Annotated in this window: 10 protein-coding genes; all 10 read left to right on the forward strand. The window is 32.3% G+C overall.

Features of this window, described 5'->3' with window-relative positions; all coding sequences use genetic code 11:
- Positions 1 to 380 precede the first annotated feature (380 nt).
- Entirely contained in the window at positions 381 to 872 is a 492-nt protein-coding gene (locus RR409_RS11435) for a MogA/MoaB family molybdenum cofactor biosynthesis protein (RefSeq protein ID WP_332557886.1), read from the forward strand.
- Positions 873 to 1,070: 198 nt separating this feature from the next.
- Positions 1,071 to 2,297: a gephyrin-like molybdotransferase Glp gene (gene glp / locus RR409_RS11440; protein WP_332557887.1), complete on the forward strand. Its 1,227-nt coding sequence runs from the start codon at positions 1,071 to 1,073 to the stop codon at positions 2,295 to 2,297.
- 59 nt (positions 2,298 to 2,356) lie between these two features.
- Positions 2,357 to 4,264, forward strand: a complete 1,908-nt coding sequence (locus tag RR409_RS11445; protein WP_332557888.1) for a molybdopterin biosynthesis protein — start codon at positions 2,357 to 2,359, stop codon at positions 4,262 to 4,264.
- Positions 4,265 to 4,479: 215 nt separating this feature from the next.
- On the forward strand, positions 4,480 to 5,439 hold the full coding sequence (gene moaA, locus RR409_RS11450; RefSeq protein WP_332557889.1) for a GTP 3',8-cyclase MoaA: 960 nt from the start codon (positions 4,480 to 4,482) through the stop codon (positions 5,437 to 5,439).
- A 16-nt stretch (positions 5,440 to 5,455) separates the two neighbouring features.
- On the forward strand, positions 5,456 to 5,896 hold the full coding sequence (locus RR409_RS11455) for an MOSC domain-containing protein (RefSeq protein ID WP_332557890.1): 441 nt from the start codon (positions 5,456 to 5,458) through the stop codon (positions 5,894 to 5,896).
- A 15-nt stretch (positions 5,897 to 5,911) separates the two neighbouring features.
- Positions 5,912 to 7,891, forward strand: coding sequence for a sigma 54-interacting transcriptional regulator (locus RR409_RS11460; RefSeq protein ID WP_332557891.1), 1,980 nt, complete (start codon positions 5,912 to 5,914; stop codon positions 7,889 to 7,891).
- Between the two features lie 359 nt (positions 7,892 to 8,250).
- Entirely contained in the window at positions 8,251 to 10,068 is a 1,818-nt protein-coding gene (locus tag RR409_RS11465; RefSeq protein ID WP_332557892.1) for an aldehyde ferredoxin oxidoreductase family protein, read from the forward strand.
- Positions 10,069 to 10,241: 173 nt separating this feature from the next.
- The gene (locus RR409_RS11470; protein ID WP_332557926.1) at positions 10,242 to 10,466 is read left to right on the forward strand and encodes a MoaD/ThiS family protein; all 225 of its coding nucleotides are present in this window, start codon (positions 10,242 to 10,244) and stop codon (positions 10,464 to 10,466) included.
- A 44-nt stretch (positions 10,467 to 10,510) separates the two neighbouring features.
- Positions 10,511 to 11,170, forward strand: a complete 660-nt coding sequence (locus RR409_RS11475; RefSeq protein ID WP_332557893.1) for a HesA/MoeB/ThiF family protein — start codon at positions 10,511 to 10,513, stop codon at positions 11,168 to 11,170.
- 608 nt (positions 11,171 to 11,778) lie between these two features.
- Complete coding sequence (locus tag RR409_RS11480) at positions 11,779 to 13,518, forward strand: peptide ABC transporter substrate-binding protein (RefSeq protein ID WP_332557894.1); 1,740 nt, start codon at positions 11,779 to 11,781, stop codon at positions 13,516 to 13,518.
- Positions 13,519 to 13,647: the final 129 nt, after the last annotated feature.

The following is a 13,647-nucleotide window of genomic DNA, read 5'->3' on the forward strand; positions in this document are numbered from 1 at the left end:
CACTATTATACTTCAATAGTGGTTGATAGTGCTTTTATTATATTTAAATAGAGGGTTCGTGAAATAAAAGTACTAAATTTAATGTTAGATAAATTTTTCTATGCTTACACTATTTATTGATAAAAATTACGGAATTTTATATATGGGAATAATCTTTTAAAAAATAAACTAAGGTAGCTTTCAAGAAACTATTTAAGATATCTTTGAGTAAAAAAATTATTCGGCAACTAACACTTATGCTAAATGAAGTGTTCTATTTTGGGACATTTTAAAATAAACTTGTTAAAAAAGTATCTAATTACAAATTGTGGAATTAATGTGATATAATATTAAATAAAGTGTATTATTATTGAACAGTTTTTTAATGAGGTGATGTAAAAATGATAAAGGTAGCAATTTTAACAATTAGTGATAAGGGGTTTAGAGGAGAAAGAGAAGATGGAACTGGACCAGCTATTAAAAGTCTGATAGAAAATCATCAATACAAAGTAGAATATTACAAAGTAATCCCTGATGAAATGGAACAGATTCAAAAGGAACTTATTTATATATGTGATGAATTAAAAATAGAATTAGCCCTTACTAATGGTGGAACTGGGTTTTCACAGAGGGATGTTACTCCAGAAGCCACTAGAAATGTTATTGAAAAGTACGTACCGGGTATTGGGGAAGTGATGAGATTAAGATCCTTAGAAATAACTCCAAAAGCAATGTTATCTAGAGCTATAGCAGGTATTAGAAAACAAACCCTTATTATAAATCTCCCAGGCAGTCCTAAGGGAGCAGTTGAAAATTTAGGATTTATTATGCCAGCTCTTGCCCATGGTATAGAAATACTTACTGGACAAGCATCTGAATGTGCTCGAAAGTAAATGGTTTTTATAAAAAGATAAGTTGAGCATTAGTTAAATATGATCTAATTGTTCTTTAAAAGATTAAATGATAAAAGCTTGCATGCGAGAATAAAATAGAATATTTTAAGCTTTAATAATTAAGTCTTTTACAGAAATTGATGAACAAATTAACTTATAGATTGTTTAATGAATTTTAAGTTTAAGAGGTGAGATACTATGGAACTTTTTAAGGTTATGTCAGTAGAAGATACAAAGAAATTGCTAGTGGATACATTTAAGAAAAAAGTTCACGGTGAAGAGATTGAATTAAGTGATGCACTAGGTAGAATTATTTATGAGGACATTAAAGCTAAAGAGAATGTTCCAGCCTTTAGAAGGTCTACTGTAGATGGTTATGCAGTAGCTTCAAAAGATGTAGTAGGCGCTAGTGAAACAATTCCTTCAATGATGAATCTAATAGGAGAAGTTATCATGGGGGAAGCTCCTTGTTTTAGTTTAAAATTGTCAGGGGAATGTGTATATGTACCTACAGGTGGAATGCTTCCAGAAGGAGCTGATTCCATGGTAATGATTGAGTATACTGACAAGTTAGATGATGAGACAATACTTATAAATACATCTATAGCTTATGGTGAAAATGTAGTAGATATAGGTGAAGATATAGCCATAGATGAATTAATAATAAAAAAGGGTACAAAATTACGACCCTATGAAATAGGAGTATTATCCTCCTTAGGAATAGGTAAAGTTTCAGTTTTTAAAAGACCAAAGGTTGCTATTATTTCCACTGGAGATGAGATTGTAGGTTGCGATGACACCCCTAAACATGGTGAGGTAAGGGATATAAATACGTATATGTTATATGCAGCAGTACTTGAAGATGGTGGTTATCCAGTTAATTTTGGGGTGGTAAAGGATGATTTTAGTAGATTAAAGACTTTAATGGAAAAGGCTTTAGAACAATGTGATGTGGTGCTAATATCTGGTGGAAGCTCTGTTGGAAAAAAAGATCAGAGTTTAAGAGTTTTAAATTCACTTGATTCTTCAACAGTTTTAGTTCATGGAATAGCTGTGAAGCCTGGTAAGCCTACCATTATAGGAAAAGTAGGAGAGAAAGCTGTGTTTGGTCTTCCGGGACATCCTCTCTCCTGTGCTGTGGTTTACAAGGTAATTGTTAAGAACTATTTAAATGATCTTTGTTGCTTTGACGAAAAAGTCTATGGAATACAATGTGAGTTTGAAATGAACTATCATAAGGCAAAAGGGCGAGAAGAATATTTGCCAGTTATCATTAAAGAAGAAAATCACAATCTTATAGCCAGTCCTATACTAAGTAAATCAGGAGTTATTACTGGATTTTCAAAAGCATGGGGATACATTAAAATTGAGAAAAATCAAGAGGGAATTTTACAAGGTCAAAGAGTTTATGTTTATAAATTTTAAAGGGTGTAGAGCCAAAGAAATTTTAAAGTGTGTAAATGTTAAGGAAAAGAGGTGTCTAAATGGGACAAAAGGTTTATCTATCTAATTATGAGTTAGAAGATGCCATGAAGATTTATTTCAATAAACTTAATAACTTAAGTAAGCAAAAAGAAGTAATTCCTACATGGGATAGTAATGGGAGAGTTACAGCAACACCGATCTATTCTTTGATATCTTCTCCATTTTATAATTCTTCTGCTATGGATGGAATTGCAGTTAAAAGTGATGCCACTATAGGTGCATCAGAAAGAAATCACATAGTGTTAAAACAGGGTGTAGATTATATTGTGGTGGATACAGGGGATCCTATACCAAAGGAATTTGATAGCGTTATTATGATAGAAGATTTGATAACTGTTGATGAAGAAAAAGTGAAGATTTATAAAAGTGTAGTACCATGGCAGAATATAAGGCCATTAGGTGAAGATATAGTAGAAGGGCAACTTATAATTCCTTCTAGTCAGAAGATTAGACCTGTAGACATTGGTGCTATGATAGCTGGTGGAGTAAATGTTGTAGAGGTTTACAGAAAGCCAAAGGTTGGTATTATTCCTACAGGAACTGAAATTGTGGAACCGGGAAGTAATCTTAAAATTGGAGATATAGTGGAATTTAATTCAAGAACTTTTTCAGCTCAAATTGAAAACTGGGGAGGGATTCCTAATAGGTATCCTATTGTAGATGATGTTTATGAAAACATAAAAGCTGCAGTTATAAAAGCGGTGGCTGACAATGATATTGTACTGATAAATGCTGGGTCTTCAGCGGGAAGAGAGGATTTTACAGCTAAAGTCATTGAAGATTTAGGTGAAGTTATTATTCATGGCATTGCTATAAAACCAGGAAAACCTGTAATTCTGGGTATTATAGATAATAAACCTGTAATCGGTATTCCAGGGTATCCAGTTTCAGCTTATTTTATCATGGAGTTGATTGTAAAATCATTGGTGGAAGGCCATCAGCACATAGATAGCGAGCCTTTAAAACAAGTTAAAGGAATTTTGTCAAGAAGAGTGATGTCATCTCTTAAGCACTTAGAATTCGTAAGGATGAAGCTCGGGTACGTTGGAGACAAGCTTATAGCAACTCCATTAACTAGAGGTGCAGGATCTACAATGTCTCTAGTCCGTGCTGATGGTATTCTAGAAGTACCTCAAAATGTAGAGGGAATAGAAGCTGGAGAGGTTATTAAAATAAAGCTTCTAAGACCTGAAGAAGAAATAAAAAATACTATTGTTTGCATAGGTAGCCATGACCCTATACTAGATGTTCTATCAGATTTGATTCATTGTAAAAATAAACAGTATTACTTATCCTCAGCACATACGGGAAGTATGGGTGGAATCATGGCGCTAAAGAAAGGTGAAACTCACATATCAACCATACATCTTTTGGATATGGAATCTGGAGAATACAATGTTTCTTATATTAAAAAATATATTTCAAATAAAAATATTTCTTTAATAAAGGGTGTAAAAAGAATACAGGGATTAATGGTTCAAAAGGGAAATCCTCAAAACGTAAAAGGTTTTAAAGATTTTGCAAATAAAAACGTAAGATTTGTAAATAGACAAAGGGGTTCAGGGACAAGATTGCTACTTGATTATTATTTAAATAAACTTGGAATCAATCCTGCAAATATTGAAGGATATGAAAGAGAAGAGTTCACACACCTTTCTGTAGCAGCGGCAGTGGCAGCAGGAGATGCAGATGTAGGTCTTGGAGTTTATTCAGCAGCAAAAATCATGAATTTAGATTTCGTACCACTTTGCAATGAAGAATATGATATAGCAATTCCAAAAGAATATCTTCAATTAGACATGATAAAAGAACTACAAAGAACAATGAAAAGTGAAGAGTTTACTGCAGAACTTGAAAAGCTAGGTGGATATGATTATTCAGACATAGGACAGGTTATAGAAATTTAAGAAAGCCTATGAAGATTATATTCCCCAATCTTTGAAAGTTAGAGTAAGCCATCTTTTTATAGAAAGTAAAAAAACAATTAATTATACATTATAAAATGCAAAGCTAGAAACTCAATATATACTAATAAAGGGTTAAGGGAACTAAGGTAGTGTTGTGAAAAAATAAAACTTCAAAATTTAGTTCCCTATATTAAAAAGCAATAGGAGATTAAAATATGATAGATAAAAGGGGAAGAAAAATAAATTATCTTAGAATTTCCTTAACAGATAGATGTAATTTGAGATGCATTTATTGCATGCCAGATGATAAATACAATGTAAAAACTTGTGAAGAAACTATTAACTTTCAGGATATATTAAAAGTAATTAAAGCATCAGCAGCACTAGGTGTAACAAAGGTAAGATTTACTGGAGGAGAGCCTCTTATAGTGAAGGGTATAGAAAAGCTTATATATGAAACTTCCAAAGTTTGCGGTATAGAGGATATTTCCTTAACCACTAATGGGATACTTCTTGGTGATATGGCAGAAGAACTTAAGAGAGTAGGACTTACCCGGGTGAATATTAGTCTTGATACTTTAAATGAAAAAAAATATGACGTAATAACTAGAGGTGGAAAAGTAGGTAAGGTGAAGGAAGCTATCGAAAAGTGTATTTCCTTAGGGATAAAGCCCGTTAAGATCAATTCTGTACTTATGAAGGGAATCAATGATAATGAGATAGAAGATTTTATTGCTTTAACTAAAGAGTTTCCTATTCAAGTTCGATTTATTGAGCTTATGCCTATAGGTGAAGGAGCAAAACTATTTAAGGATAATTTTATTTCGTCCAAAGAAATCATTGAAAGACATCCTGAATTAATATCTTTAGAGAAAGAAAAAAATGCCACAGCAGAACTTTATAAAGTTTTAGGTGCGCAAGGGAAAATTGGATTTATAAATCCTTTAAGCTGCAAGTTCTGTGGAGATTGTAATAGAATAAGACTTACCTCAGAGGGCGGAATAAAACCATGTCTGCATTCAGAGGAGGAATTTAGTATTAAACCTTATGTAAACGATGAAACATTATTAGTAAATAAATTAGAGAGTATTATATATAATAAACCATTAGAGCATAATCTTGAATCAGAAAAGGAAAGTAAAAGTAAAAAGATGATGTTCCAAATAGGGGGATAAAGTTGGAGGGGTTATTATGCCAAAAGTTGTAGCGATTAATATAAGCGAAAAAAAGGGAGTTATAAAAAATCCTATGGAAGAGGGTTTTTTTGTAAGGGAGCATGGACTTCAAGGGGATGCTCATGCAGGAAATTGGCACAGACAAGTAAGTTTACTTGCAGAAGAAAGTATTGATAAAATTAGAAGTAAAGGAATCACAGATTTAACACCAGGAAAGTTTGCTGAGAATATTACTACAAAGGGGATTATCTTACATGAACTTCCTGTAGGAACTAGGCTTAAAATTGGAGATACAGAAATGGAGGTTACTCAAATAGGAAAAGAGTGCCATCATGGATGTGAAATTCGTAAGTTAACTGGAGACTGTGTTATGCCAAGAGAAGGAATATTTACAAGAGTTTTAAAGGAAGGAATAATAAAGCCTGGAGACGATATTGAAATAATAAGTAAGGATTAGACAGGAGGAGGAGAAATGGAATATTTGGAAGCTAAGGATAAAGCACAGTATACCATTGAATCTCATAAAAGATGCATTAATTTAGGTATAGATAGAAACTTAACCTATAGCAAAAGGATATTAAACCATAAGGAACTTAGTAAAAAGCTAGAGGAAAAAAAAGAACTTATTGTTACTGCTACTCCTTTTATGAATTCACTTTACAATTTCGTTAAAGGGTCAGACTTTTTCGCTATTATCACTGATGAAGAGGGTTGTATATTAAACGTTATAGGTGATAAGGGAATTGTGGATGAAGCTTTTAATCTTAAAATGGTGCCTGGTTCCTATATGAATGAAGAAAACATTGGCACTAATGCAATGAGCATAGCTTTAAAAGAAGGTATTCCTGTTCAAATTTCAGAAAAAGACCACTATATTAAAGCTTATTATAAATGGACATGCTCATCCTCACCTATTAGAGACATCAACGGAAATATAATTGGAACTATAGACTTAACAGGTTATAGTAAAAATGTTCATCCTCATACCTTAGGAATGGTAGTAGCTGCAGCAAAATCTGTTGAAAAGTTACTGGAGATAAATCAGGTTAATGAGGTCTTAATTCGTAATAATAATTATATAAAAACCATTTTAAATTCTACTACAAAGGGTATAATTACCACTGATTTATCAGGAACAATAATAACTACAAATGAAATTGCCGATGATATGTTTGGATATAGCTGTTCTAAAATGAAGGAATTTAAAATTTGGGAATTGATAGAAGGTTGGCAACATATCTTATCTTCAATTTATTCTCATAAATCTTTTATCGACGAAGATGTTTATATCAATTCTAAGAAAAATGTTCTTCAGTATAGCGTTAGTGCATATCCTATTTTCCAGGGAGAAAATAGGATTAGTGAAATAACCTTTGTGTTTCAAGAATTAAAAAAAGTGAGAAGATTAGCTGGAAGAATATCATCTGCGCAAGCAATCTATACCTTTAATAAAATAGTTGGCCAAAATACAGAATTTCTAAAAATAATAGGTTATTGTAAAAAGATCGCTAGTAGTAAGTCTACTATTTTATTAACAGGAGAAAGTGGTACTGGAAAAGAAGTTTTTGCTCAATCTATTCACAATGTAAGTGATAGAAAAGAAGAGGCTTTTATAGCAGTAAACTGTGGCGCAATACCAAGAAGTTTAATTGAATCTGAATTGTTTGGATATGAAGAAGGAGCATTTACTGGAGCCAAAAGAGGTGGATGTCCTGGAAAATTTGAAATAGCAGATGAGGGAACTATATTTCTTGATGAAATTGGTGAGATGTCTGTAGATATGCAAATTAAACTTTTAAGAGTAATTGAAGAGAAGGTTATAAATAGAATAGGGGGAAGAAACCCTATACCTGTAAATGTAAGAATTATTGCTGCTACAAATAAGGATTTGAAAAAAGAAGTAGAGTTAGGAAATTTCAGGAAGGATTTATATTATAGACTTAATGTACTTCCAGTTCACTTGCCACCTTTGCGAGAAAGAATAGACGACATTCCCTTATTAATAGAGTTTTTTATGAACAACCTTTCTAAAAGCTTGAATAAGAGAAAAGTTGAAATATCTGAAGAATATTTAGAATATTTAGTCAAGTATTCTTGGCCAGGCAATATAAGAGAATTAGAAAATGTTATAGAATTAATTATTAATACAGAATCAATTCCTATGGCTTTAGAAAGAAAAATGATAGAATCACAAAAAACAACTTTTAAAAAAGAAATCATGAATTTTAATAGCGAGATTATTGAAAATTCACCATTAAAGGATTTTATGAGAGATGAAGTTTCTAGCAAAGAATGTTTTAAATTAGAATACGTTGAAAAGCAACATATACTATGTGTATTAGAAAAATTTAGAGGAAATATTACTTCAGCTGCAAGAGCGCTGGGACTTGGTAGAAATACATTATATAGGAAGTTGGATAAATATGGTATACAACTTTTAAAAGTTAAATAATGATCCAAAGTGGAACTTTGCTCCAAAATAGAACAATAATATTCATGAAATATGTGCTAGTATAGAACAAAAATCACCTAAAGAGGTCTTTGATAAATCCAGTGAAGCATGAGCAGGATCTATAAAAAAGTTCTTATGAAAATTTTAAAGAATTATGGATATGAAAATCTAAGAATTTTGTGTTGATAAATCACCTATAAACATTAGAGTTTAAGGAATCTTAGTTACTGAGTAAAGAATACTTATTATAATAATTAGAATTGCATTTAGAATAAAACTTATATGATTTTTAAATTATAAAGTATTGGCATGAGATTTGCTTTATATATAGTTAAAATTATATATTTGGGGGGATTATTTTGTACGGATATAGTGGAAAAGTTTTAAGAATAAATTTATCTGAAAAAACTGTGAAAGTTGAGCCCTTAAACTTAGAGGTTGCTCAAAAGTTCATAGGAGCCAGGGGACTTGGTGTAAAAACTTTTATTGATGAGGTAGATGCAAAAATTGATGCATTAAGCCCAGATAATAAATTTATAATTGCTACAGGACCATTAACGGCATCACCAATGCCTACAAGTGGAAGATACATGGTAGTAACCAAAGCTCCTCTTACTGGAACTATTGCTATTTCAAATTCAGGAGGGCATTGGGGAGCGAAGTTAAAAACTGCAGGTTACGATATGATAATCCTTGAAGGAAGATCAGAAAATCCTGTGTATTTAAACATAGAAGACGATATAGTAGAAATTAAGGATGCACAGCAATTGTGGGGAATGGTTACTTCAAAGGTAACAAGGAAGCTTAATGAAATACATCCAGGATCAAAAGTTCTTTGTATTGGACCTGCAGGTGAAAAATTATCATTAATGGCAGCAGTAATGAATGATGAGGACAGGGCAGCTGGTCGTGGTGGAGTTGGAGCAGTACTAGGATCCAAAAATCTTAAGGCTATAGTTGTAAAAGGTTCTGGTAAAGTGCAAGTCCCTGATGAGGAAAAAGCTAAGGCTGTTAATTTGGAAAAGGTAAAGATTTTAAGAAATGATCCAGTAGCAGGAAATGGACTTCCAACATATGGAACCGCAGTACTTGTAAATATTATTAATGAAAATGGAGTCCATCCAGTAAAGAACTTCCAAGAATCCTACACTGATAAAGCGGATTTAATAAGTGGAGAATCAATGACTGAAAATACTCTTCTAAGAAAAAATCCTTGTTTTAGATGTCCAATTGCCTGTGGTAGGTGGGTAAAATTAAATGATGGTACAGAGTGTGCAGGGCCTGAGTATGAAACTTTATGGTCTTTTGGATCAGACTGTGACAATTATGATTTAGATGCTGTGAGCAGAGCGAATCTTCTTTGTAATGAATATGGATTGGATACTATTTCTGCAGGGGCTACTATTTCTGCAGCTATGGAGTTATATCAAAGAGGATATATTAAAGATGAGGAAATAGCAAAGGATGGATTATCTTTAAACTGGGGAGACGCAGAAGCTGTAGTAGGCTGGACTAAGAAAATGGGATTAAGAGAAGGTTTTGGGGATAAATTGGCAGATGGTTCATTTAGACTATGTGAGAGTTACGGAGCTCCAGAATATTCTATGACTGTAAAAAAACAAGAACTTCCAGCTTATGATCCTAGAGCAATTCAAGGGCATGGTATTACTTATGCTGTGAATAACAGAGGAGGTTGCCATATTAAGGGATATATGATCAACCCTGAAATACTTGGTTATCCAGAAAAGTTAGATAGATTCTCATTGGAAGGAAAAGCAGCTTATGCTAGAGTATTCCATGACTTGACAGCAGTTATAGATTCATTAGGGCTATGTGTATTCACTACATTTGGACTAGGTACACCTGATTATGTTCATATGTATAATGCAGTTTGTGGAGAGGTATTCAATGATGAAACTCTTCTTCAGGCAGGAGATAGAATATGGACTCTTGAAAAGATATTTAACTTAAGAGCTGGCATAGATAGTTCACAGGATACCCTTCCTAAGAGACTATTAAAAACTCCAATTCCAAGCGGTCCATCCGAAGGTAATGTTCATAGATTGGATGTATTATTACCAGAGTATTATGCAGTAAGAGGCTGGAATGAAAATGGTATTCCAAAAGAAGATACCTTAAGAAAGCTTGGATTAGAAGAATATATTGGGACTTTTTAAATTGTAAACTAATGTTCAACTAGACAATTATTTGATATATACTTCAATTGAGGTCCCCATTTTTGTAAAAGTGGGGACTTTATAAATAAAATCATTCAGGAGTTAAGCCCCTGTGAAAATAGTTAAATGAGACGGAGTTTTCAATATTGCATATATAGGAGGGAGGTGAAATGATGAAGATAGAAGTTAGACTTTTTGCATACTTTCGAAGTGGGCGTGAAAAAAAGCAATTTATGCACCTAGAAGAAGGTGCAATAGCAAGTGAAGTTCTCGATAAGTTGAATATAGAAGAAAAAGAGGTATCAATATTTCTAATAAATGGACGAGATGGAAATGCTGATAGAATTCTCAGTGAAGGTGACGTATTAGCATTATTCCCTCCTGTAGGAGGAGGCTAGAAAAGGGGTGAAAAATTATAGTTTCTAAAAGATATTCAAGAAATATGAAAACCTTAAGTGAGGAAGAAAATAATAAACTAAAAGAGTTCAAGGTTTGTGTTGTTGGTTGTGGTGGACTAGGTGGTTATGCTATTGAAATGCTGGGAAGACTGGGAATAGGTCATATTACAGCTGTAGATGGAGATGTATTTGAGGAATCAAATTTTAATAGACAAATACTTTCTGATGAACTTTCTATAAAAATAAGCAAGGCTAATAAGGCAGTTCAAAGAATGAATATTGTTAACTCTAATATAATGGTAAAACCAGTATTTAAGATGCTAACTTTAGATAATGGTATAGATATTTTAAGTGGACACGATGTGGTAATTGATGCTCTTGACAGCATTGAAAGTAGATTAATTCTCCAACAGTTATGTGAAGAATTGCAAATACCTTTAATTCATGGCGCTATAGCAGGTTGGTATGGACAAGTTACCACCATATTACCCGGAGATAAAACTTTAGATTTTATTTATAAGAATACAAGTAGCAGTAAGGGCATAGAAAAGGAATTAGGAAATCCATCCTTTACTCCAGCTCATATAGCTTCACTGCAAGTAAGTGAGTCTTTAAAGGTACTTTTAGGAAAAGAGCTGATACTAAGAAAAAAAATTCTTTTTATCAATATGCTAGATTTGGAATATGATTTAGTAGAGATTTAAATGATTTCCATATTAATTATTATTAATGAAGGATTATAAACATAAACTAATATCCAATACTGAAACCAATTTAAAGCACTATGAAATTATTTATAAATCATAGTGCTTATTTCAATTGTAATTAGGTGATAATATGTGCTAATTAGCACAATTTAAATTTATTATGAAGATCAATGGTGAGTAGCATATAGAAAATAATAAAATTTCACTATCTTTAAATAACATCATAGAAAATGAACTAAATTTACTTTAATTAAATTGTCATTAAATCAACAAGATAGTGTAGATTTGAAACACTAATAAAATTAGACGAAAATTACTGAAAAATCACTATGTTAATTGAAAAAACATCAGTTAACATTGTGATTTTTTTAATGGTATTAAAATTAGTAAAATATAGATGCCATCTTATGAAGAAAAAAATAAATATTATTAATATAGGCTTAAATTAGTAATTTTTTAATCACCATTAAAATATTATTAGTTAAGGAAATAAAATCTTTGGTTTTTAAAAAACTAGAGTCTACTAATATTTAAATATTTAGTCAAATGTAACTCTTATTAAATTAGAGTTATATAGATATTTCAAAACATGAGGGGGTAAAAAAATGAAATCAAAAAAATGGCTTAGCGCATTGCTAGTAGGAGCTATGGTATTTACATCTGCTTTTAGTTTTGCAGGGTGTAAGAAGGAAACACCAACAGATCCAAATCCAGCACCGACACCACCAACAACAGAGCAACCAACAAGTAAAAAAGATGAAAATCAATTCTTAAAATTAGTTTTTATTGAACCAGAAACTCTTGACCCTAATGAAGCAGCCGATACATCATCATTTACAATTATTAGTGCAACTCAAGAGGGGCTTGCAAGAGTTAAAGTTGTAAATGATGAAGATAAGATAGAGCCAGCGGGAGCCAAGAGTTGGGAGGTTTCTCCAGATGGATTGGTTTGGACTTTCCATTTAAGAGAAGAAAGTAAATGGAGTGACGGTGTTCCTGTTAAAGCACAACACTACGTAGATTCCTTTATGAGGTTACTTAACAAAGATAGCGCTTTCGCTTATTCCTATTTTGTTTATGAAATTAAGGGGGCACAAGCTTATAACCTTGGCGAAGGTAAACCAGAAGATGTGGGTGTTAAAGCTATAGATGATAAGACGCTACAAATAACACTTGAAAGACCAACACCTTATTTTGAAAAGAAGTTAGCCTTTACAGCTTTTTTCCCTATAAGACTTGATGTTATAGAAAAGGGCGGAGAAAACTGGAAAGTAGATCACACAGCACAAGTTTATTGTGGACCATATAAAATAAAGGATTGGGTAAGAAATAATAGTATTTCTTTTGAAAAGAATACAGACTACTGGGATGCTGAAAATGTTTATATAAAAACTATAGAAATGAATGACATACCAGAATTCGCAACACAGGCTCAATTATTTGAATCCAAGGAGTTAGATGTAACTGGAGCTAGACAAGAATATATTGAAAAGTGGACAGCAGAAGCAAAAACAGGCAAATTTGTTGCTGGTGTAGGTGACGTTGCAACTTCTAACTATGTTGGATTTAATAATGAAGGTGGACCAAGTGGAATAATGGGTAATAAAAAAGTAAGACTTGCTATGTCCATGGCCTTTGATAGACAAGAATATTTAAATACATTACTTGGTAGATATACACCTGCTTATGGATGGGTACCAAAGGCTTTACATTCTGGTAATGACGTATACAGAGATGTCATTAAAGAGCCATTAAAGGATATGGCGGCTGAATATGTAAATAAGCCAGAAAAAATACAAGCTCTATTCAAGGAAGGACTTAAGGAACTTGGTAAAGACACCAATGACTTAAAGAGTATAAAAATTAAGTTTGTAACCTATGGAGATACTGCAGCTTCTAAACAATCTCAAGAGTGGTGGGAGCAACAATTTGAAAAGAATCTAGGTATAGACTTTCAAGTTGAAGTTCTAGGTAACTACACTTTATGGAAACAAGCAGTAGATGACATGAAGTTTGATGTTATGACTTATGGTTGGGTTGGGGACTTTGACGATCCAATTAACTTCCTGGACATGTTCTTATCTGATAGTGGAAATAACGGTGTTAAGTTTAATAATGAAGAATTTGACAAGATAGTAAAAGAACTTGATAAGGAATTAGATCAAGCTAAGAGATTAAAAGCATATCAAAGACTTGAAGAAATTTTAGTTAAAGAAGAAGCTGGTATAGCACCACTTTATTATGGTGATACAAGAAGATTCCTACAAAACTATGTTAAAGATTTTATGTATCCTAAATTTGGACCAACTTATGAGTGGAGATGGGCTTACACTGAGGGCAGATAGCAATAATAATATGCACATGGGTTCCTAGAGAACCATGTGCATTATTTAAAAACAATGAAGTTTTAAACAAATCTTTTTAAAAACAAAGAATTTGTTATAAAGAAAAGTTATTGATTATTAAAAAGGAGG

This window comes from Clostridium sp. (assembly GCF_036642255.1).
Classification (GTDB): domain Bacteria; phylum Bacillota; class Clostridia; order Clostridiales; family Clostridiaceae; genus Clostridium_J.